At 48.6% G+C, this 22,193-nt stretch carries 20 protein-coding genes and 3 pseudogenes; 8 read left to right on the top strand and 15 right to left on the bottom strand.

The annotated features are described in order from the left end of the window. Nucleotides 1-111: 111 nt before the first annotated feature. Nucleotides 112-1,380 (bottom strand): diaminopimelate decarboxylase, encoded by a 1,269-nt coding sequence (locus ACESZP_RS09990; protein ID WP_499708940.1) that lies wholly within the window; start codon nt 1,378-1,380, stop codon nt 112-114. A 209-nt stretch (nt 1,381-1,589) separates the two neighbouring features. On the opposite strand from ACESZP_RS09990, the gene ACESZP_RS09995 reads away from it, so the two are divergent. Genes ACESZP_RS09995 through ACESZP_RS10005 form a run of 3 tightly spaced genes read left to right on the top strand, consistent with a single transcriptional unit; the run spans nt 1,590 to nt 2,777 of the window. Beyond that, on the top strand, nt 1,590-1,760 hold the full coding sequence (locus ACESZP_RS09995; protein ID WP_499708952.1) for a spore coat associated protein CotJA: 171 nt from the start codon (nt 1,590-1,592) through the stop codon (nt 1,758-1,760). Continuing rightward, nucleotides 1,757-2,134: a spore coat protein CotJB gene (locus ACESZP_RS10000; protein WP_178039294.1), complete on the top strand. Its 378-nt coding sequence runs from the start codon at nt 1,757-1,759 to the stop codon at nt 2,132-2,134. Before ACESZP_RS09995 ends, ACESZP_RS10000 begins: the two co-directional genes overlap by 4 nt. A gap of 16 nt (nt 2,135-2,150) precedes the next feature. Then, nucleotides 2,151-2,777 (top strand): manganese catalase family protein, encoded by a 627-nt coding sequence (locus ACESZP_RS10005; RefSeq protein WP_440321491.1) that lies wholly within the window; start codon nt 2,151-2,153, stop codon nt 2,775-2,777. A gap of 96 nt (nt 2,778-2,873) precedes the next feature. Here ACESZP_RS10005 and ACESZP_RS10010 read toward each other — a convergent pair whose 3' ends face one another. The 6 genes from ACESZP_RS10010 to ACESZP_RS10035 form a co-directional block, all read right to left on the bottom strand. Further along, entirely contained in the window at nt 2,874-3,713 is an 840-nt protein-coding gene (locus ACESZP_RS10010) for a DegV family protein (protein WP_499708941.1), read from the bottom strand. Continuing rightward, complete coding sequence (locus ACESZP_RS10015; protein WP_440321494.1) at nt 3,710-4,150, bottom strand: MarR family transcriptional regulator; 441 nt, start codon at nt 4,148-4,150, stop codon at nt 3,710-3,712. The genes ACESZP_RS10010 and ACESZP_RS10015 overlap by 4 nt, the downstream gene beginning before the upstream one ends. Nucleotides 4,151-4,305: 155 nt before the next feature. Beyond that, nucleotides 4,306-5,355 (bottom strand): aldose epimerase family protein, encoded by a 1,050-nt coding sequence (locus ACESZP_RS10020; RefSeq protein WP_440321496.1) that lies wholly within the window; start codon nt 5,353-5,355, stop codon nt 4,306-4,308. Nucleotides 5,356-5,375: 20 nt separating this feature from the next. Next, the gene (locus ACESZP_RS10025) at nt 5,376-6,164 is read right to left on the bottom strand and encodes a formate/nitrite transporter family protein (RefSeq protein WP_499708942.1); all 789 of its coding nucleotides are present in this window, start codon (nt 6,162-6,164) and stop codon (nt 5,376-5,378) included. Nucleotides 6,165-6,260: 96 nt separating this feature from the next. Next, the gene (locus ACESZP_RS10030) at nt 6,261-7,142 is read right to left on the bottom strand and encodes a rhomboid family intramembrane serine protease (protein ID WP_349165341.1); all 882 of its coding nucleotides are present in this window, start codon (nt 7,140-7,142) and stop codon (nt 6,261-6,263) included. Between the two features lie 129 nt (nt 7,143-7,271). Then, nucleotides 7,272-7,499 (bottom strand): LysM peptidoglycan-binding domain-containing protein, encoded by a 228-nt coding sequence (locus ACESZP_RS10035; RefSeq protein WP_349165340.1) that lies wholly within the window; start codon nt 7,497-7,499, stop codon nt 7,272-7,274. Between the two features lie 221 nt (nt 7,500-7,720). On the opposite strand from ACESZP_RS10035, the gene ACESZP_RS10040 reads away from it, so the two are divergent. Next, on the top strand, nt 7,721-11,986 hold the full coding sequence (locus ACESZP_RS10040; RefSeq protein WP_499708943.1) for an acyl-CoA dehydratase activase-related protein: 4,266 nt from the start codon (nt 7,721-7,723) through the stop codon (nt 11,984-11,986). A gap of 137 nt (nt 11,987-12,123) precedes the next feature. On the opposite strand, the gene ACESZP_RS10045 is transcribed toward ACESZP_RS10040, so the two are convergent. The 8 genes and pseudogenes from ACESZP_RS10045 to ACESZP_RS10080 form a co-directional block, all read right to left on the bottom strand. Next, complete coding sequence (locus tag ACESZP_RS10045) at nt 12,124-13,776, bottom strand: glycosyltransferase family protein (protein ID WP_499708944.1); 1,653 nt, start codon at nt 13,774-13,776, stop codon at nt 12,124-12,126. Next, nucleotides 13,769-14,443: a uracil-DNA glycosylase gene (locus tag ACESZP_RS10050; protein WP_178039106.1), complete on the bottom strand. Its 675-nt coding sequence runs from the start codon at nt 14,441-14,443 to the stop codon at nt 13,769-13,771. The genes ACESZP_RS10045 and ACESZP_RS10050 overlap by 8 nt, the downstream gene beginning before the upstream one ends. 49 nt (nt 14,444-14,492) lie before the next feature. Next, nucleotides 14,493-15,254 (bottom strand): imidazole glycerol phosphate synthase subunit HisF, encoded by a 762-nt coding sequence (gene hisF / locus ACESZP_RS10055; protein ID WP_499708945.1) that lies wholly within the window; start codon nt 15,252-15,254, stop codon nt 14,493-14,495. Nucleotides 15,255-15,256: 2 nt separating this feature from the next. Next, nucleotides 15,257-15,868, bottom strand: coding sequence for an imidazole glycerol phosphate synthase subunit HisH (gene hisH, locus ACESZP_RS10060; RefSeq protein ID WP_499708946.1), 612 nt, complete (start codon nt 15,866-15,868; stop codon nt 15,257-15,259). Nucleotides 15,869-16,014: 146 nt separating this feature from the next. Continuing rightward, on the bottom strand, nt 16,015-17,259 hold the full coding sequence (locus ACESZP_RS10065; RefSeq protein ID WP_499708947.1) for a site-specific integrase: 1,245 nt from the start codon (nt 17,257-17,259) through the stop codon (nt 16,015-16,017). 76 nt (nt 17,260-17,335) lie between these two features. Further along, nucleotides 17,336-17,575 carry an excisionase gene (locus ACESZP_RS10070; RefSeq protein WP_499708948.1) on the bottom strand — a complete coding sequence of 80 codons (240 nt, stop codon included), beginning with the start codon at nt 17,573-17,575 and terminating at the stop codon, nt 17,336-17,338. 13 nt (nt 17,576-17,588) lie between these two features. Further along, nucleotides 17,589-17,834, bottom strand: coding sequence for a helicase-related protein (locus ACESZP_RS10075; protein ID WP_499708953.1), 246 nt, complete (start codon nt 17,832-17,834; stop codon nt 17,589-17,591). Then, nucleotides 17,818-18,114, bottom strand: a pseudogene (locus ACESZP_RS10080) (TrlF family ATPase); the annotation flags it as partial. The gene ACESZP_RS10075 and the pseudogene ACESZP_RS10080, both read right to left, overlap by 17 nt. Between ACESZP_RS10080 and ACESZP_RS10085 the strand changes: the two are divergent. The 4 genes and pseudogenes from ACESZP_RS10085 to ACESZP_RS10100 form a co-directional block, all read left to right on the top strand. Continuing rightward, nucleotides 18,104-19,075: pseudogene (locus ACESZP_RS10085) on the top strand (ATP-binding protein); the annotation flags it as partial. The pseudogenes ACESZP_RS10080 and ACESZP_RS10085 overlap by 11 nt on opposite strands. Continuing rightward, nucleotides 19,075-19,584 (top strand): annotated as a pseudogene (locus ACESZP_RS10090) (CD3337/EF1877 family mobilome membrane protein); the annotation flags it as partial. The pseudogenes ACESZP_RS10085 and ACESZP_RS10090, both read left to right, overlap by 1 nt. 30 nt (nt 19,585-19,614) lie before the next feature. Next, on the top strand, nt 19,615-20,805 hold the full coding sequence (locus ACESZP_RS10095) for a site-specific integrase (RefSeq protein WP_117442907.1): 1,191 nt from the start codon (nt 19,615-19,617) through the stop codon (nt 20,803-20,805). A gap of 253 nt (nt 20,806-21,058) precedes the next feature. Then, nucleotides 21,059-21,979 (top strand): helix-turn-helix domain-containing protein, encoded by a 921-nt coding sequence (locus ACESZP_RS10100; RefSeq protein ID WP_499708949.1) that lies wholly within the window; start codon nt 21,059-21,061, stop codon nt 21,977-21,979. Nucleotides 21,980-22,193: the final 214 nt, after the last annotated feature.

Below are 22,193 nucleotides of genomic sequence, written 5' to 3' on the forward strand. Positions count from 1 at the left end.
CCCAATACACAATCCCAGCTATCTGTCCGTTATTTTTAACGTAACACGGTGTTTCCTGTAGAGCAAAAAGGACATGCCCTTTTGAAAGGCCTGTCCTTAAAAGCTTTGTATTTATACCAGATTTTTGATGATATCGAAGCAGTCGAAGGTGGCGAAATAATCCTTCGGAGTCTCCGCGCGGCGGATAAGCTGGGCGCTTCCATCCTCTTTTAAGAGAATCTCGGAGGATTTCAGCTTGCCGTTGTAATTGTAGCCCATGGCGAAGCCGTGCGCTCCGGTATCATGGATAACCAGATAATCGCCCATATCAATCTTCGGAAGCGGACGGTCGATGGCAAACTTATCGTTGTTCTCACAAAGGGAACCGGTCACATCGTAGATATGGTCGCAGGGCTCATTTTCCTTGCCCATCACGGTAATGTGATGGTAAGCGCCGTACATGGCCGGGCGCATCAGATTTACCGCGCAGGCGTCTACGCCAATGTACTCTTTATAAGTGTGCTTCTCGTGGATGGCTTTTGTCACCAGGCAGCCGTAGGGCCCCATCATGAAACGGCCAAGCTCTGTGTAGATCGCCACGTCGCCCATGCCCGCGGGAACCATGACCTCTTCATATACCTTGCGGACGCCCTCGCCGATAACGCGGATGTCGTTGGGCTCCTGATCGGGACGGTAGGGAATACCCACGCCGCCGGACAGGTTGATGAAGCGGATGTCCGCGCCGGTCTCCTTCTTCAGGCGGACTGCCAGCTCAAAGAGCACCTTGGCCAGCATCGGATAGTAGTCATTGGTAACGGTGTTGCTCGCCAGGAACGCATGGATACCGAAATGCTTCGCACCCTTCTGCTGCAGTACCCGGTAAGCATCGAATAACTGCTCCTCGGTCATGCCGTACTTGGCGTCGCCGGGATTGTCCATAATGTCGTTGCTGATCTGGAAGATTCCGCCCGGATTGAACCGGCAGCTGATGGTCTCCGGAATATAGCCCAGAGTCTTCTCCAGAAAATCAATGTGGGTATAGTCATCCAGGTTAATGATGGCGCCGATTTTTGCCGCGTAAGCGAACTCCTCAGCCGGAGTGTCATTGGAAGAGAACATGATATCCTCGCCCTTGACGCCAATCTCATGGGACAACATCAGCTCTGTCATGGATGAACAGTCGCAGCCGCAGCCGTACTCCCGTAAAATGTTAATCAGAAACGGATTCGGCGTAGCCTTTACCGCGAAATATTCTTTATAGCCCTTATTCCAGGAAAATGCTTCCTTTAAAGCCTTTGCATTCTCACGGATCCCCTTCTCGTCATAGAGATGAAACGGGGTCGGATAGGTTTTTGTAATCTCCTGTAACTGCTCCAGTGTTACAAACGGTTCTTTTTTCATTGGTGACGTTCCTCTTTTCCTAGTTTGATCTGGTTTTTATCAATAAAGTCTGCAATTTCTACAGTTTGTTCCTGACTATTATAACCATATTTTCTATCGTTTGTAAATGAAATTAGAAATTTCACAGATTTTTCTTTTTTTCATAAGATATCAGGAATAGTTTTATGGAAAGGAATCACTTCATGGCGGATTATCGAAACCAGAATTCCATGCGCTGCTCCTGTATGCGGGATCCTCTGCGCGGTCTTGCGCTGGCCATCGCCTATGTGCCCTGGCAGTACTGGGAGCAGACCTACGACCTGGAAAAAGCCCTGCAGTGCGGGACCATATTTCCGGAGTTAAATAAACCATTTTCAGGAAAGCGAGGTGGCTGCAGATGATGAGAAATAATTGTCAATCGCCCGTAAGGCCCTGTCCCCAGCCAAGAAATGCCACCGGCTGTCCCATACCGACGGCTCCCCAGAGCGGCCCCGGCCCGGTTCGTCCCATGGACTCCTGCTCCTGCAGCGGTCTTTCGAAGGAACAGCTGCTCCGCCGCATCGCCACCACCGGCTTCGCCTGCGTGGACGCCTGCCTCTATCTGGACACCCATCCGGAAGACACGGAAGCCATCGCTTATTTTGAGAAACAGAACCGAATGTATCAGGAAGCCCTTCATGAATATTCCACCCAGTACGGCCCGCTGACGCTGTCCCACGTCCACAATCCGAAGGATTACTGGACCTGGGCAGACCAGCCGTGGCCGTGGCAATAGAAGGGAGGACGCGCTTATGTTTAATTATGAAAAACGGTTGGAATATCCCATTCACATCAAGGAGACGAATCCGAAGCTGGCGAAGGCGATTATTACCCAGTATGGAGGCCCCAACGGCGAGCTGGGCGCTTCCATGCGTTATCTGTCCCAGCGGTATACGATGCCTTATAAGGAATGTATGGCAACACTTACGGATATCGGCACCGAAGAGCTGGGGCACTTCGAAATGATCGCCACCATCGTCCATCAGCTGACCCGGAATATGTCCATGGAAGAACTGAAGGCCTCCGGCTTTGAGGACTATTATGTGGATCATACCCTGGCGCTCTGGCCCCAGGCGGCTTCCGGGACGCCCTTTACGGCTGCCATGTTCCAGTCGGTGGGCGATCCGATTACAGATCTGACTGAGGATATGGCAGCAGAGGAAAAAGCCCGCACCACCTACGACAACATCTTACGGCTTTGCGTGGATTCCCCGGACGTTACCGACGCCATCCGGTTCCTGCGGGCGAGAGAGGTTGTACATTTCCAGCGATTCGGTGAAGCCCTCCGGATCGTGCAGGATAAGTTAAATTCGAAGAACTTCTACGCCTTTAACCCGGCATTTGATACAGGAACCACCGGCTGCGGATGTAATTCCTGATTGCGTTTTGCAGGCAGTAAACCGATGGAAAACTAAGTTTCTACTTTGTATACACGAAGGGGGAGCTGCTTTACGCAGCTCCCCTCTTTTCGTACATTATGCTTTCTCCACATATATAATTCCAAAAGCGTTCGGTCCGATATGGGTACCGATGGCTGCGCCAATCTGCAGCCGGCCCATGGTTTCAATTCCATGATTTTTTAACTTTTCTTCGAACTGCCCACAGTTCTCAGTACCGCTGGTGTAGATAGAATATTTCGGCCAGGCGTCGTCCACCGGATGCTCCTCCAGCCATTTCAGCATAAAGCTCACGGCCTTATTTTTTCCGATGGCTTTTCCGATAACGCCCACGCCTCCCTCTTCGGTCAGCGTAATCAGGGGCTTGAGCCTTGCCAGTTCGCCGATCATGGCCGCTGTTTTGCTGATACGGCCTCCCTTTTGCAGAAACTCCAGTGTATCTACCATGGCGATAGCGTGTACCCTGGTCTTGAAAATGTCCGTCCGCTCCGCTACTTCCGCAACGCTCTTTCCTTTCTCAATGAGTCCCTGCGCATAATCTGCCAGAATCTGGATCACACCCGTAGCCGTCAGGGAGTCAATGAGATAAATCCCCTCATAATCCACCATTTGTTTTGCCAGTACCGCGCTCTGGTACGTGCCGCTTAAAGCGGACGACAGGAGAATCGCCACAACCTCATCCCCATTCTTCTTCGCCTGCTCAAACAGTTCCAGAAAGGCCTGGGGCGACGGCTGGGAAGTCTGCGGGAATTCGCCGCCGTTCACCAGCAGATCGTAGAACTTATCCTTCGTCAGATCCACGCCGTCCCGATATTCCCTTCCGCCGATATTTACGCTGATGGGTACAAATAAAAAGCCTTTTTTCTCCGCTTCCTTCTTCGTCAGCTCCGAAGAAGAATCTACCAATATCTTTATCATCCAATTACCTCGTCTGCCATATTTGCAATCAGGTCGAAGAGCTTTACGATTTCCTCGGAGCGGTCCCAGCCGATCCGGTTCATCAACTCGTCCACAAATTTCAAGATTCGCTCATGCTCCCGCTCGTAACTTTCCGCCCTCTCCATCCGAAAGGTCACATAAAGCTGCCGCTTATCCCGCTCCGAACGAGTCCGTATAATCAGTTCTTTCTTCTCCAGACTGTTCAGAATCCGATTCATCTGGGATTTCAGAATCTTCGTCGCATTACACAGATCTGTGGCCGTAAGCTCCTCCGGCTTTTCGCTCTTCTGATTCCGGTACAAAATGCCACAAATCAGAAATTCATTGTACGGCAGTCCGGATACCAATCTCTCATTGTTAATCGCCATTGATAATTTCAGCCAGCCCTTCAGGACCTCTTCTCTGGTCGCTTCCATCCTTTGCTCCTCCCTCCTGCATGCTTCCTATTCGTTCACAAAATGAACAGTTCACATAGTAAACTATTAATTTCAGACTGTCAAGTACTTTTTGCAGAATTCAAAAGAGAGCACAGGCCAAATAGCCTGCGCTCCCCGCTTTTCCGTTCTTTTTTCTATTTTACTATGGAAAACTGATATCCGGTCTTCGTCCGGTACACCTCGCCCGCTTTTACAATAGGACTCTTGAAATTCTCATGATGGCAGGCGTCCGGGAAGTACTGGGATTCAAAGCAGACTGCGCTTCGTCTCACATACGTATGGCCACCCTTTCCCCCCTTCTCGTTCTCCAGGAAATTAGCGGCATACAGCTGGATACCGGGAGCGTCCGTGGACACCTCCATGCAGATACCGCTCTTATCGGAAATGAGTCTGCCGCACAACGCGTATGTTCCCTCATTCTTCAATACATAATTGTGATCGTAGCCGCCGGCCAGCTTCAGTGGCTCGTAGTCCGCGTCAATCCGCTCGCCGATGGTATGTTCTGTACGGAAATCCATGGGTGTGCCCTCTACGCTTCGGATCTCGCCTGTAGGAATGAGTCCCGCATCACCCGGTGTAAAGGCGTCTGCGTCCAGCCATACCTTCTGCTCCAGCACCGAATCAGACTCCTGACCGTCCAGATTAAAGTAGGAATGATTGGTCAGGTTAAAGATGGTATCCCGGTCTGCCTTACCTTCATAAGCAATCTGCAGCTCACCGCCATCCGTCAGTGTGTAGGATACGGTGATATCCGCATTGCCCGGATACCCCTGATCCCCATCGGGACTATGTAGGGAAAACTCCACCTTATTGTCGTCAGCAATGATCGCTTTCCACATTCTGGTAAAATACATATCCGGGCCGCTGTGCAGGTTGTTCTCGCCATTATTTTTCACAAGTGTGTAATCCTTGCCCGCAATGGTGATAACGGCCCCTCCGATACGGTTGGCATTCCGGCCCACGACAGCTCCCAGATCCGGTCCGTTGACCTCATAGCCCGCTACATCTTCATAGCCCCAGACCACATCACGGAGCGTGCCGTCCTTATCCGGCACGTGAAGCTCCGCCAGTACCGCGCCCAGATTCAGGACAGCCGCCTTCATGCCTTTTCCATTTTCCAGTATGTATTTCTTTACCTTCTGTCCGTCCTTCGTGGTGCCGAATTCTTCTACCCGAATGCTCATACTTTACCCCTTTTCATTCTTTAGTCTTTTTTGGTTCCTTTTAAATACAGATACCAGTATACGATGCCGATAGCCGCTCCGCCGATAAGGTTGCCCAGAGTTACCGGCAGCAGATTCTTCGTCAGCGCCGCGCCCAGATTCACAGCTGTGTTACCCACGCCGTAGATAGAATTACTGAAGATGCCTACCATCAGATAGTACATATTCGCAATGCTATGCTCGAAGCCGGCCATAACGAAGATCATAATCGGGAAATAAAGTCCCGCAATCTTGCTGGCTACGGTCTTACCCGCAAAGGACATCCAGACAGCCAGACATACCATCATGTTGCAGACGATGCCGCGGAATACAGCGTCGCCGAAGCTTAAAGCCACCTTGCCTGCCGCCACAGACATCACCACATCCAGAAGTCCCTTGTCAAGCAGAGACGGACTGTGTCCGAAGGCTACCAGAAAAGCCAGGATCGAAGATCCTACGAAGTTACCAAGGTATACGAAAACCCAGTTTTTCAGAACGCCGGAGAATTTCACTTCTCCCTCCAGAAGCGGAATAACCAACAGACAGTTGCCGGTGAAAAGCTCGCTTCCCGCAATCAGTACAAGAGCCAGTCCCGCCGGGAACATGCAGGCGCCAACCAACTTGCCCAGAGCTCCGCCGATGGTCGCCGTTGCCATCTCATAGGCGATACCGCCGATACCGATGAAGATACCGGCCATAATGCCGAGGATAAATAGCTTGAGCGGCGGTGTATTCACCTTTCCTTTTCCGATTCCCACATAATTTTTTGCAATTTCCGCAGGTGTGTTCATGAAACAAAACCTCCTTTTTTATTTGTTAAAATTATAACGTTCTCGTAAAGGTATGACCATCGTACAATGTGTATGAATGAAGTCCGCTTTGTATGTCTATTTCACATGCTCATGCGTAAACAGATGATCCTGACAATACTCATAATTGCCGTTGCACTTGGAGCAGTACCGGAATACCAGATCGTCGCCGTCCTTCTCCGTCCTGCCACAGACTGCGCATCTGTGAACACTGGCCCGTTTCTCGCCCTGCTGCACGCTCCGGTTATATACCTGTCTTCTGTGTACCTCCTTCGGGGAGTACCGACGCATGGTTTTCATACTGAAGAAGAAAATCAGGAAGTTGCCAAGGGACACCAGAGCCATGACCGCATAAGCCGGATGGGCGATGATGCCTGCCTGATACAGAGTCAGAAGCGTCTGAACCGAAAGATACGGTGCTGCAAATCCCGCCACGATAGTTACGCCAAAGTACACCGCATTGATGATACCAAGCCATTTCGCCTTAATCGGAATGATAAAAAACAGCAGGAACTGCATGTTCGGATAAGTGGCCGCAAAAGCGAAAAACAGCGAATAGTTCAAATAATAGGTGCCGAACATGGGGCCAATATTCGCACCGAACACGTAACAGCTTAAGAAAGCTGCCACCACATGAAGCAGCATACCTGTCAGCAGATACAGGTTAAAGCGAAACGCGCCCCACTGCATCTCCAGCACCTTGCCGATGGAATAATACAGGTACATGCTGATCAGGAAGAAAAACAGCCCTGTGGAAGGTGGGTAAATGATAAAGGTCACGATTCTCCAGATCTGGCCGTGCAGGATGGCGGTGGGATCGAGAGACAGGTATCCGGTATAGAAATCGGGCGCCACCACATTAATCACATACCCCAGCGCATAAAGAATAATCACATAATACATCAGATTGTGAATCGCGTAGCGGCCAAATTTTTTCTCCAGCTTGTCTATCCAGTTCATAAAAAATAATTCATCCTTTCCTATCAAAAATGTCTGTGACACAAGATTTCCGGGCCGTGGAAACTGTATTTCCACGAATCCCGGAAACATTTTCAGACAATTTTATTATAGGCGGGAAGCCTCTGTTTGTCAACCGGAGGCAATGGTCTTTCCTTCTCCCCTCTCTTTTTCCGGAGGCACCTGCCGCGGACGCCGACGCAGGGGAATACACACCTCGTCCCCCACCTGCAGGTTGTAGACATTGATGTAGGGATTGACGTAAAGAAGCGCCCCGAGAGGCACCCGGTAACGGCGGCTTAAGGCATAGAGAGTGTCCCCTTTTTCGACCGTATGCAGAAATCCCATGCATTTTTCCATAAAATCCGGTTCCTTTTCTTCCTATTTATATATATTTACTGTATGCAATCCGGAAAATCCTGTTACCTCTGCGCCTTTTTGTTAAACTTTCCATAAATTGTTTATATTTTTTTTATTTGATTTCAAAAATTTTGTGTCGTATAATGTACATTAGTGTCAAAGAAACCTTTTGCTGTCATTTAGAAAAGGAGGGAGGCGGAGAAATCCGCCGTATATTTTTTATGAATAATTCAACTATCTATACACTGGGAATCGACATCGGTTCCACCACTGTAAAAGTAGCTATTTTAAATGAGAAACAGGAGCTTCTCTTCTCTGATTATGAGCGCCATTTCGCCAACATCCAGGAGACCCTGGCTTCTCTGCTTGAAAAGGCGGAAGGAAGGCTTGGCAATCTGACCGTCTATCCGGCCATCACCGGATCAGGCGGACTGACCCTGGCGAACCATCTGGGCGTGCCCTTCGTACAGGAAGTCGTAGCTGTAGCGACGGCTCTGGAGCAGACAGCTCCCCAGACCGACGTGGCGATAGAGCTTGGCGGTGAGGACGCAAAAATTATTTACTTCGAGGGCGGCAATGTGGAGCAGCGTATGAACGGTATCTGCGCCGGCGGTACCGGTTCCTTCATCGACCAGATGGCTTCTCTTCTGCAGACGGACGCCACCGGTCTGAATGAGTACGCCAAGAACTATCATTCCCTTTATACCATCGCGGCCCGCTGCGGCGTATTTGCCAAGTCCGATATTCAGCCGCTGATCAATGACGGTGCCACCAAGGAAGACCTGGCCGCTTCTATTTTCCAGGCCGTGGTCAACCAGACCATCAGCGGACTGGCCTGCGGCAAGCCCATCCGGGGACACGTGGCGTTCCTGGGCGGCCCGCTTCATTTCTTATCGGAACTGAAAGCAGCCTTTATCCGCACCCTGGATCTGGATGAAGAGCACATCATTGCGCCGGAGAACTCTCACCTGTTCGCCGCCATGGGTTCCGCCTTAAGCTGCGAGCAGAAGACGAGCGCTTCCTTAAGCGATATGAAGCAGCGTCTCCAAAACCATATCCAGATGGATTTCGAGGTGGCCCGTATGGAGCCGCTCTTTGCCAATGAGCATGAATATGCCAAATTCCAGGAGCGTCACAGCCGTCATGAGGTTATGCGCGGCGATTTCCAGGCCTATGAAGGCAACTGCTTCCTCGGCATCGACGCCGGAAGCACCACCACCAAGGCTGCGCTGGTAGGTGAGGACGGAGCCCTGCTTTATTCCTTCTACAGCAGTAACAATGGTAACCCCCTGGCGACCACCATCCGCGCCATCAAGGATATCTACCGGTTCCTTCCGAAGAACGCGCGCATTGCCCGTTCCTGCTCCACCGGCTACGGCGAGGCCCTGATTAAGGCAGCCCTGATGCTGGACGAGGGAGAAGTGGAGACTGTTTCTCATTACTATGCAGCTGAATTCTTTGACCCGAAGGTAGACTGTATCCTGGATATCGGCGGTCAGGATATGAAATGCATCCGCATCAAGAACCACACTGTAGACAGCGTGCAGCTGAATGAGGCATGTTCCTCCGGCTGCGGCTCCTTCATCGAAACCTTTGCCAAATCCCTGAACTACACCGTGGAGGATTTCGCCAAGGCAGCGCTTTTCGCCAAGCACCCCATCGATCTGGGAACCCGCTGTACGGTATTTATGAATTCCAAGGTAAAGCAGGCCCAGAAGGAGGGCGCGGAGGTTTCCGATATCTCCGCAGGTCTGGCTTACTCTGTCATCAAGAACGCCCTTTTTAAGGTTATTAAAGTGTCCGACGCCTCTGCCCTGGGTAAAAATATCGTGGTACAGGGCGGTACCTTCTACAATGACGCGGTCCTCCGAAGCTTTGAGAAGATCGCAGGCTGCGAGGCTGTCCGCCCCGACATTGCCGGTATCATGGGCGCCTTCGGAGCGGCTCTCATCGCAAGGGAGCGCTATGAGGACGGTATGGAGACCACCATGCTCTCCATCGACGAAATCAACAACCTGGAGTTCTCCACCTCCATGACCAAGTGCAACGGCTGTACGAACCACTGCCGTCTGACCATCAATAAATTCTCCGGCGGCCGCCGCTATATCTCCGGCAACCGCTGCGAGCGTGGTATCGGAAAAGAAAAAAACAAGGACAATATTCCGAACCTGTACGAATACAAAAATAAGCGTCTCTTCGACTATGAGCCCTTATCTGAGGAAGCTGCGAAGCGCGGAACTGTGGGTATCCCCCGTGTTCTGAATTTCTATGAGAACTATCCTTTCTGGTTCACGTTCTTTACGGAGCTGGGCTACCGGGTGGTACTCTCCCCTTCTTCCACCCATAAGATTTACGAAATGGGTATTGAGTCCATTCCCAGCGAGTCTGAGTGCTACCCGGCTAAGCTGGCCCACGGTCATGTGACCTGGCTCATCCGTCAGGGCCTGAAGTTCATCTTCTACCCCTGCGTACCCTATGAGCGGACTGAGTTCCCGGATGCGGGCAACCACTATAACTGCCCCATCGTCACCTCCTACGCGGAGAACATCAAAAATAACATCGACGAGCTGTCTGGCAGCGACATCGATTTCTTTAACCCATTCCTGTCCTTTGAGAACGAGTCCATTCTGGAAAATGAACTTGTTACAGAATTTTCCAGACACTGCGGTATCTCCGAGAATGAGATCCGCGAGGCAGCCAAGAAAGGCTGGGCGGAAATGGAGCATACCCGCGAGGATATCATGCGCAAGGGTGAGGAAACCCTGGAATACATGCAGAAGACCGGCCGCCGTGGCATCGTGCTGACAGGCCGTCCCTACCATGTGGATCCGGAGATCAACCATGGCATCCCGGAAATGATCAATTCCTACGGTCTGGCTGTACTGACCGAGGATTCTGTCAGCCATCTCCATCCGGTGGAGCGCCCGCTGTTCGTCATGGACCAGTGGATGTACCATTCCCGGATGTACGCAGCTGCCAGCTTCGTAAAGACCAGGAACGATCTGGATCTGATTCAGCTGAACTCCTTCGGCTGCGGTCTGGACGCCGTCACCACCGACGAGGTCAGCGACATTCTGACCAATTCCGGCAAGATTTACACCTGCCTGAAGATCGACGAGGTCAATAACCTGGGTGCTGCCCGCATCCGGATCCGTTCCCTTATCGCCGCTATCCGCGTGCGTGAAAACAAGGGCGAATGCCGGAGCATCGTTTCCTCCGCTTATGATCGCGTGGTCTTCACCGAGGAAATGCGCAAAGAATACACCATCCTGTGTCCACAAATGTCGCCGATTCATTTCGACATTATCGAGCCTGCCTTCCGGGCTTCCGGCTACAAGCTGGAGGTACTGCCGGATTCTGACCGGGCTGCCATCGACATGGGCTTAAAATATGTCAACAACGACGCCTGCTACCCCTCTCTGGTGGTGGTAGGGCAGATTATGACTGCTGTCCTTTCCGGTAAATACGACACAAATAAGCTGGCCGTTATCATCACCCAGACCGGCGGCGGCTGCCGTGCCACCAACTACATCTCCTTCATCCGCCGGGCTCTGGCCAAGGCCGGACAGGAGCAGATTCCGGTAGTATCCCTGAACCTGAATCATCTGGAGACTAACCCGGGCTTCAAGATTACCCCGGGTCTGGCTGTAAAAGGTCTCTACGGACTGGTCTTTGGCGATATCTTCATGCGGGTCCTGTACCGGATGCGTCCTTATGAGAGAGAGGCCGGCTCTGCAGACCGTCTCCACGCCAAATGGCTGAAAATCTGTCAGGACTTCGTCTCCCAGAAGCATGTGAGCCACAAGCGCTTCGTCCAGATTTGCCGCGGCATCATCAAGGACTTCGACCGCCTGCCCATCCATGAGGATCTGAAGAAGCCCCGGGTCGGCGTGGTTGGCGAGATTCTGGTGAAGTTCTCACCCTCTGCCAATAACCATCTGGTGGAGCTTCTGGAGCATGAGGGAGCGGAAGCTGTGGTTCCGGATCTGATGGACTTCCTGCTGTACTGCTTTAAGAACAGCGAGTTCAAGGCGGACCACCTGGGCAAAAAGCGCTCCGGCGCGCGGGTAGCCCGGGCCGGTATCCAGGCCATGGAATGGCTTCGGAAGCCCGCCGCCAAGGCCTTTACAGAGAGCGTCCACTTTAACGCGCCCGGCAACATCGACGAAATGGCCGATATGGCCTCCGACATTGTATCCGTGGGCAATCAGACCGGCGAGGGCTGGTTCCTGACCGCGGAAATGCTGGAACTGATTCACGAAAACGTGCCGAACATCGTCTGCACCCAGCCCTTCGGCTGTCTGCCGAACCACGTGGTCGGCAAGGGCGTTATCAAAGAGCTGCGCCGCCGCTACCCCACCTCCAATGTGGTAGCCATTGACTACGATCCCGGCGCCAGCGAGGTCAATCAGCTGAACCGGTTAAAGCTGATGCTGTCTACGGCCAATAAGCATCTGAAAGCTGAACAAAATAGTTCTCCGAATTGAAATTGAAACACCCGTAAGGACTCTGTAGTAATAAGGGTTCTTGCGGGTGTTTTTTTATAAACCAAAACCGTGTACCTTTTATGATATAGATACACGGTTTTGATATTTTTATATTCTTTTATTTTTTCTGACTCCTATCAGACCGTTTTCTGTTCTCCCTCTTTCTCCCCGGTTCTACTAAATAGAAGCAGACACAGCGGCACAAAAATCACGCTGTCAAAATGGAAGAACCGATAGGTCGGGCCGCACAGCAGCAGCATGGTTCCATAGCTGTAAGCCAGGATCGGCAGGGTCAGCGTCATGGCTTTCCAACCCTTGCCCTTCCGTATGAAGACAAACAGCGTACATAGAATCAGAATCAACAGGTGCGTGCCATTGTAGGAAAACAGGTAATCTACGGGACTGTTCAGCACCCACTCGTCGAAGTCATTGAGGGCTGTCCGCATGCCTTCCCGGTTCTTCACATAGCTGAAATTCCAGTCATTTTCCCGGATCTGATACTCCAGATCTGCATGCCACTCTTCTGTTCCCCGAATATCCCAGACCATCCGTGTGACCTCGTAGAACGCCTGCAGGGACAGACCCGGCGCATTCTTTATGGTCTCCGCCGTAAATTTCAGGAATTCTGCCGGATCAGTCTCCTTGATAACCGTATTTGCATTGGTTACAAACTTAAAGGAATTATAATTGCCCATCTCGTAGATCTTCCAGCGCTTCTCCGGTCCAATCTTGGCGAAAAACTCCGCCGCCTCCGGGCTTAAGCTCTCCGGCGCCATCTCATGGACATTGCAGAGAATCGTCATGGGCACACCTACCGTCTCCACATAGGTCTGGTCCGGACGGCTGGCCCCCACCAGTTCGTAGATGGGATGCTCGATGATCCACATGCCCGCCAGCATCAGCACCAGGGAAACGGCTGCTTCCCTGCGAAGCTCCCTGAAGAACAAGAGCATCAGAATCAGCAGTGGAATCGTATACAGGATGCCATTGTGGCGCACCAGGGAAATGGAAATCAGCACCAGAATAAATACTGCCAGATTCCTTTTTTTCTTAAGCCACTGTCCATTCGTCTTCCAAATGTTGACAAGATATACGGTAAACAGCACCATGAACACCGTCAGCGCGCTGTCCTTCCACATAAAAAGCAGAATCCGGTGGGTCTGCGGATTGGCCGCCAGGAAAAACTCTGTGAGCACCAATGCCCATACCGGAAAACGCCATTTTGCCATGGTGTATACAAGGTAACCGCAGACCAGGCTGTATAAAAGCAACTGCATGAAAACTGCGAAGCCGTAATGGTTCACTATCTTCGAAAACAGCGCGATAATCAGTGTATGGAACACCGGATGCCAGGTGTCGTACTGGTGGTTCTGTATCTGCCACCATTGATCCAGATTATCCCAGTCAAAGGAGCCCGGGAAATAAGCGTAGAAATACACCATCATCCAGATAAAGACTGCACCAAAGCCCAGCACCGCCCAAAAAATCAGACGCCGCCGTTCTTTCTTCGAATCCGTACAGGGGCTGGTCTCCGATAAAATCATACCGGAGCATCGGTACACACCCCACTGCAATCCCAGATACACCGGAATCAGCATCACCAATGCAGCCAGAAGCTTTACCTTCCAGTATTTCGTATCCATCGGCACAGCCGCCATCATCTGTGGAATCAGCCACAGCCAAAATATAAGATAGCAGGTCACCAGTCCTGTCAGAAGCTCGAGCATCACCCGCGTGCCCTTCTTCTGTTCTGCATACCAGGCTCTGGCCAGTTTTATCTGCCTACACATTTTCAATCTGCCAGTCTATGGGCTCCAGCCCATTTTTTACAAGGAATTCATTGGTCTGGCTGAAGGGACGGCTTCCGAAAAATCCCCTATATGCAGACAGAGGACTCGGATGGGGCGCCTTCAGAATCAGATGCTTCGGGTTGTTCAGCATCTGAGCCTTTTTCTGGGCCGGACTACCCCAGAGAATGAATACAATCGGGCGATCCTGCTCATTTAAGATACGGATGGCCGCGTCGGTGAACTGTTCCCAGCCCATGCCCCGATGGGAATTGGCCTGATGAGCCCGAACGGTCAGCACCGTGTTCAGCATCAGCACGCCCTGCTTCGCCCATTTGGTCAGATAGCCGTTGTTCGGGATATAGCAGCCCAGATCGTCATGCAGCTCCTGATAAATATTCACCAGTGAAGGCGGAATGTCCACATCCGGCTTCACGGAAAAACAGAGCCCGTGGGCCTGGCCATCATTGTGGTAGGGATCCTGTCCCAGAATGACCACCTTTACCTCGTGAAGCGGCGTCAGATGAAAGGCATTGAAAATATCGTCCGCTGGCGGGAAAATCTGCCGGGTCGCATACTCATTTTTCACGAACTTGAAAAGCTCCGCGTAATAGGGCTTGCTAAATTCCGGTTTCAGCGGCGCAAGCCAATCGTTTTGAATCATTGACATGATAGTTTTGTCTCCTGTAAAAATCTATATATTAAATCAAAAATCACTTTTATAGTCGAACGGATACATCACGTCCACGCAGATATTCCTTCAGCGCCCGGATCTCCAGCTCTTTATAATGGAACAGGGAAGCTGCCAACACCGCGTCCGCCTTGCCTTCCGTCAGCGCGTCGTAGAAATGCTCCTTCGTTCCCGCGCCGCCGGACGCGATGACCGGAATGGACACATTTTCCGCAATGGTGCGGGTCAGTTCCAGATCGTATCCCGCCTTGGTGCCGTCACAGTCCATGCTGGTCAACAGAATCTCACCTGCGCCAAGCCTGTCAGCCTTCATGGCCCACTCTACCGCGTCGATACCCATATCCACACGGCCACCGTTTTTATAGATATTCCATCCACTGCCGTCAGCCCGCTTCTTCGCGTCAATGGCAACCACCACGCACTGACTGCCAAACTTGTCCGCTGCCTCGCTGATAAGCTCCGGCCGCATGATGGCCGCGCTGTTCACGGAGATTTTATCTGCACCCTCCCGCAGCAGCGCCTTGAAGTCGTCCACAGTACGGATACCGCCGCCTACCGTAAAAGGAATAAACACTTTCTCAGCCACCCGGCGTACCATCTCCACAACCGTATTTCTTGCGTCAGAGGAGGCTGTGATATCCAGAAATACCAGCTCGTCCGCTCCCGCCGCGTCATAGGCTGCCGCGATCTCCACCGGGTCGCCCGCGTCCCTTAAGTTTACGAAATTAACGCCCTTCACCACGCGTCCCGCGTGTACGTCCAGGCAGGGAATAATTCGTTTTGTAAACATGTCTAACCCTCCAGCTTCGCGAAATTTTCCAGTATCCTAAGCCCCACCCGGCTGCTCTTCTCAGGATGGAACTGGCAGGCAAACACATTGCCCTGCTCCACGGAGGCATCGATGGTCACGCCGTACTCCGTGGTGGCCTTTACGATCTGTGGATTCTCCGCCTTCAGATAATAGGAATGGACAAAATACACATAGGATCCCTCGGGCAAATCCCGGAACAGCCGGCCTTCATTCTGCAGATGCAGGGAATTCCATCCGATATGAGGTACTTTTAAGCCTTCTTTATCCGGAATTCGTAATATCTCGCCCTTCAGGATTCCAAGTCCTTCCACACCGGGTGCTTCGTCGCTTCGCTCAAACAAAAGCTGCAGACCAAGACAGATACCAAGAAAGGGCTTTCCCCTCTCTGCCAGCTCGTGAATCACCGGAACCAGTCCATAGCTTTTCAGCTTTTCCATGGCATCCCCGAAATTGCCGACGCCCGGAAGAATTACTTTATCCGCGCGAAGCAATGCTTCTCTCTCACGGGTTATCAGCACCTCTTCCCCCAGGGAAAGGAGCGCCTTTTCCACGCTCTTTAAATTGCCCGCGTCATAATCGATTATCGCTATCATTGATTGTCATCTCCTATCGTTGCTACTGTTTCCGTAATTAAGGTGTATTTTTAAGCTATTCTTCATTTCACTTCATTCTTTTTTATAGCCTTTTATTACATCTCATTCCTGCATATAATTCGTAAATATTTCGTATGCAAAGTTTCTTACGAATTAGCTTCTATCCTGTCTGCCACCCTGTTGATTTCAATCAACTGCTGTTCACTGGGCCTGGCATCCACATAGCAATTCATTGTCGTATTAATGTTTCCATGTCCCAAAATATACTGCAATGTTTTAGGCGGAAGCCCTTGCATATTTGTCGCAAAGGTATGTCTGCAAATATGAGGTTCAAACTTACGGATCGGCGCATCCGGGTTCACTGCATTAAATCTTTTGATACAATTTTGCAGGTACTCCTCGACATGACTTCTCACTATCGTTTTCCGGCTGCGTGTCGCCAAAAACACAAAGCCCTCGTATGCAGTACCCTCTTCATCATAACACACAGGTTCCATATCACCTTTCAAATATCTGTTGTTCAACACATTTCTAAAACTCCGATATACTCCCTCCGTCATAGGGATATATCGTATGCCATTCGATGTTTTAGGCTTATCGACCTTATGTCTGTGATTGAAACACTGTAATTGTTTTTCAACCCTTATCAACCGATTTTCCAAATCTATATCATCCATCGTCAAACCACATAGTTCTGAAACTCTCAGCCCTGCCCAAAACAGAATATACAACATATCATAACAATGCCTGCAATGCCCGTCTCTCGAACAAAATTCCAGGAAACGATTCATTTCTGTTATTGTCAGGGCTTCCATCTTTTTACTGTCACTTCTGTCTGTGGTGATTCTTCGAAAAGGATTTTTTGCAATGTAATCATAATCCAGTGCGTATTCAAATGAACGCTTAATTAAACTAATATCCTTTTGTATGGACGACCCACGGTATTTCTTTTTCATATCCGTCAGCCATGCTTCGCAATGCTCCGGTTTAATCTTACCAATCTCCATATAGCCCAATCGGTATTGCTTTAATATATTGACTGTGACATTATAGCCTGTTTTTGTGTTATCTTTCAACTTTTTCCGGTTGTATAAGCTCTCTAAATATTTTTCCACAACTTCCAACAATGTAAGCTTCGCACCGTCAATATCAATATTACAATCCAGTTGTGCCTTTAACTCTTCCTCCTTTTCCCGTAAGCTCTTTCCAGCTTTTTTGCCTTTCGGCACCTGATCTGTCTTTTCAAGCCTGTAGGAACTTATTACACGCTTTTTTCCTATCGCATCCTTATATCGATACTCATATCTCTTCGTCTTAGGATTGTAATATTCATTCTCGCGCAATGTCTTTCTTGCAGGTTTATTCTTTTCGCATGTTTTCTTATTTGCCATATTCTCAGCCCTCCGTAAAAAGCGCCTCGAATGTGTACCGTTAAATAATATCACACTTGAGACGCCTTGTCGACTTCTATATCTGCTCGACTTCATCAATAAATTTTTCAAAAGGCTGCCGTTTAATCCGAATAATCCTGCCAATCATCAAATGATATCTACAATCATAATCCTCTCTTACTATTTCTCTTAAACGATGCTGGCCGATACCAAATAAAGCTGCCGCTTCCTTTATGGATAATAATTTCTTTTCATTCATAATCCGTTTCCTCCTATGACTTTGTATAAGTCCGGTATATGAAATCTTGGCTTTCATAATACCCTCTCATTTAGTAGCCGGTGAGAAACAGTGTTTTATAGCCTTGTATTTGATTTTCTATAGACGACTTTAACTGTGGCTCACATAGAATCACTACACTGGCCGACTGAATGTTAAACCCTGTACCATCTGCGATAATCTGTTCCACCATGACTTGACCTGCAGGCGCTTTATCAAACTCGTCGATGATTTCCTGACGTCTTGCCGGAGTAATAGAGCTATTAATAGGTTTGTATAATCTATTTCCATGATGTATAGATCAATTGTCTTTTATTGAATGCTTCTTTTCCTCCTTCCATAATATCAACAATTTGCTGATGTGTAGATTTCAAATCAATATTTCCCTGTGATATATCAATTTTGGTATCTTGATAATCAACCACAAAAATTCTTTCAGCATCACCTAAAACTGGAATGTTAGCATTATGCGTAGCAAAAATAAATTGAATTTCTTGCTTCTTTTTCGTAATTGCCGTAATTACTTCATCGTAAATAATTTTATTATCCAAATCATCTTCTGGCTGATCTATAAGAATAGACCCAAAATCAGAGCGTGGCAACTGGAAAGAAACGCTCCCAGAAATCGCCCATGAAATCAATATCGTTAATCTTACCAGCGACAAGGACAATGCAGGACTTCTTGACCCGTTTGTGATTATGAAGAATGTGAAAGACGCTGAAAGTCTGGCAATCGACATCTTGACATTCCTTACGGGTATTTCCTCTAGGGACGGCGAAAAATTCCCCGTACTTCGTAAGGCGGTACGTTCCGTTACTCAGAGCGACAGTCGGGGCTTGCTCCATGTGATAGACGAGCTACGCCGTGAAGATACACCAGTATCAAGAAATATCGCAGACCATATCGACAGTTTCACGGACTATGATTTTGCACATCTGCTGTTTTCGGACGGAACGGTGGAAAATGCTATTAGTCTGGATAACCAGCTTAATATCATTCAAGTAGCCGACCTTGTGTTGCCAGATAAAGATACCACTTTTGAGGAATACACGACCATTGAATTATTATCGGTGTCTATGCTGATTGTGATTAGTACCTTTGCCCTTGATTTTATCCATTCGGACAGAAGTATTTTTAAGATTGTAGATTTGGACGAAGCATGGGCGTTCTTAAATGTGGCACAAGGCGAAACCTTATCAAATAAGCTGGTTCGTGCTGGACGAGCTATGCAGGCAGGCGTTTATTTTGTTACACAATCTTCTGGCGACGTGTCAAAAGAAAGTCTGAAAAACAATATCGGCTTAAAATTCGCATTTAGAAGTACCGACATCAACGAGATAAAGCAGACCTTAGAATTTTTCGGTATCGACAAAGAGGACGAAAACAACCAGAAACGCTTGCGAGATTTAGAGAACGGACAATGTTTATTGCAGGACTTATATGGGCGTGTCGGCGTAGTGCAGATACACCCCGTCTTTGAAGAACTCTTACACGCCTTTGATACCAGACCGCCCGTACAGAGAAATGAGGTGGAGTGATGAAAGAAAGGATAAAAAGTGCGTTCACAAAAAAGAAGATACTCCACTTTCTCAAAATGGCTCTGTTCGTCGCGGCACTTTCCCTTATCCTGCTTTCACTTCTGGGGACGGTGGCTCATGCGACGGGGCTTGTGGACGATACGATAAACACTGAAAATCTTTACTCCATATATCCGCTTTCCAACTACCAGCTTGATTTTTATGTAGATAATAGCTGGGCGTGGTTGCCGTGGAACTGGCTGGACGGTATCGGAAAATCGGTGCAGTATGGGCTTTACTGTATTACCAACTTTGTCTGGACGATAAGTCTTTACTTATCTAACGCAACGGGCTATGTGGTGCAGGAAGCCTATAAACTTGATTTTATTAACGATATGGCAGATAGTATCGGACAAAGCATACAGACCCTTGCAGGCGTTACCGCAAGCGGTTTTTCTTCCACGGGCTTCTATGTTGGTTTCCTGCTTCTCATTATCTTAGTGGTGGGACTATATGTTGCCTATCACGGCTCATTCCATGACGGAAAGGAGCTTTACACTATGTCAAAAATGAAAAGACAAGACAGTAAAGGACGCAATTTGCGTCTTGGAGAGAGCCAGAGAAAAGACGGAAGATACGTTTATAAATATACCGATATATTCGGGAAGCCACAGTTTGTATATGCTTGGAAACTTGTACCCACAGACAAAACACCTGCTGGAAAACGTGATGATATATCGTTGAGGGAAAAAGAAAAGCAGATAAAAAAAGACCTTGACGACGGTATCGACACAGTGGGTGGTAAAATGACAGTCTGCCAGCTTTACGAAAAGAAGAACAATCAAAGAAAGAACATCAAGAGAAACACAAAAATAGGACGACAGTATCTTATGAACGCACTGGAAAATGACCCATTGGGTATGAGGGCGATTGATACGGTCAAGCAGTCCGACGCTAAAGAATGGGCTATCAGAATGGATGACAAAGGTTATTCCTACAAAACGATAGATAACTATAAGCGTTCCTTAAAGGCTTCATTCTATATGGCGATACAAGACGACTGTATCAGAAAAAATCCTTTCAATTTCAAGTTGAGTGATGTTCTGGAAGATGATACGGAAGCAAAGGTTATCCTAACACCAGAGCAGGAAGAAAAACTCCTTGCCTTTATGGAAACAGATAATGTCTACAGCAAGTATCGTGATGAAGTTATTCTTCTGCTGGAAACGGGACTTCGTATCTCTGAATTATGCGGACTGACAACACACATTGATATGCTTAACCGTGTGATTAACATAGACCACCAGCTATTGCGTGATACAGAGGTGGGTTACTATATTTCCACACCTAAGACAAAAAACGGGAAGCGTGAGCTTCCATTGACAGAAAGAGCATATCAGGCACTTGAACGAATTTTAAAGAACCGAGGAAAAGCACAACCGCTTGTTGTTGACGGTTACAGCAACTTCTTGTTCTTGAACCGTGAGGGATTGCCAAAGGTCGCAGGAAATTATGAAAGTATGGTGCGTGGGCTGATTAAGAAGTACAACAAGACGCATAAGGACAAGTTGCCAAACATCACACCCCATTCATTCAGACATACTTACTGTACGAACATGGCAAATAAGGGAATGAACCCTAACACCCTGCAATACATCATGGGGCACGCAAACATAACCATGACATTAGGGTATTATGCTCACGGTACTTTCCAGTCTGCAAAGGCTGAATTAGAAAGGCTGGCTTCTTAATATCGAAAATGTATCTTACTACTTATTTACTACTTTTGGTTGCATTTTCATGCTGGTAAATGCCATCTTATGCGAGGTATCTTCCAAAAGGAAAATGCCAATAAAGCCCGAAAATATGGGATATATCGGCATTTACCAACTTATGAAAAGATAATCAGAAATTTAGTAAGTTTTTTGCATAAAAAATGGTATTTTTACCAAACTTATGGTATTATTTATTTCACAAAATAATTACCGGAAAAGAGGCTTTGTTTTGGAAGTTAAACTCTACGAATATATTGAAAAAAAGAAATTGGAAAAGCTCCTGGAATGTCTTTACTCCTGCCTGGAGCTTCCTCTGCAGGCATTAAACGAAAACGGGCAGACACTCTGCGGCTTCGGCATCTCCACGCCCTTTTGCGACTGTTTTAAAAAGCTGCTTTCTGTCTATTCCACTCCCAAGGACTCCTGTCGGGAGCTCCACGCGGATGCGGCTCTGCGCGCTCTAAAATCTCAGAAGCCCTATATTTTTTCCTGTCATGCCAATCTGAATCATCTGGTCTATCCCTTATACCATGATTCCGAGGCTCTAGGCTGTATTCTCATCGGCCCCTTTCTGACTGCGCCTGCGGATACCGATATGCTCAGCGATATCGGAGAACGATACGCGCTTCCCTCCAAACCACTGTTGGAGCTTTGTGCGTACACCTCCAGCATTTCTCTGGTTTCGCCGGAAAAAGCAGAACAGATCAGCTGGCTTCTGTCCTATATGCTTCCTCCGCTGTTCTCGGCAAAGTCAGATTCCTGCTCCTTCTGCACCACATCCTGCTCATCCTGTTCCAAAAAGCAGAGTGCCGCCAGAGAAGGCGGTAATTACCGCAACGAACAGGAACTGATGACCGCTGCCATCGCTTATATCTCCGAGCATTATGACCAGCCTCTTACCCTGAAGGAAACCGCTGATCATGTAAAACTGAATCCTTCTTATTTTTCTGCACTGTTTAAGCAATGCTCCGGTTCTACTTTTAAGGAATTTCTGAATTATACACGAATTGAGGAAAGTAAGAAATATCTGATCAATACAAATTATTCCATTATTGATATTGCCATCGCCACCGGCTTCGAGGATCAGAGTTACTTTACTAAAGTATTTAAAAAATATACCGGCATGACGCCGCGGCAGTATCGAAACTGATATCCATTTCCGGAAAGAATACAGAGAACACAAAAAACGCTGTACGAACATTTCGTACAGCGTTCTCTTTGTACCTTCAAAACTATATACTGCATATCTCTTTAGACATTTTCTATCCTATGACGCTTCGTGTATTCCTACACTCTTGGTCAAGCCCTCGACCTATTAGTAACAGTCAGCTCCATGCATTACTGCACTTCCACCTCTGCCCTAT

Origin of the sequence: Candidatus Dorea massiliensis AP6, assembly GCF_964245105.1 — a bacterium.
Taxonomy (GTDB): domain Bacteria; phylum Bacillota; class Clostridia; order Lachnospirales; family Lachnospiraceae; genus Laedolimicola; species Laedolimicola intestinihominis.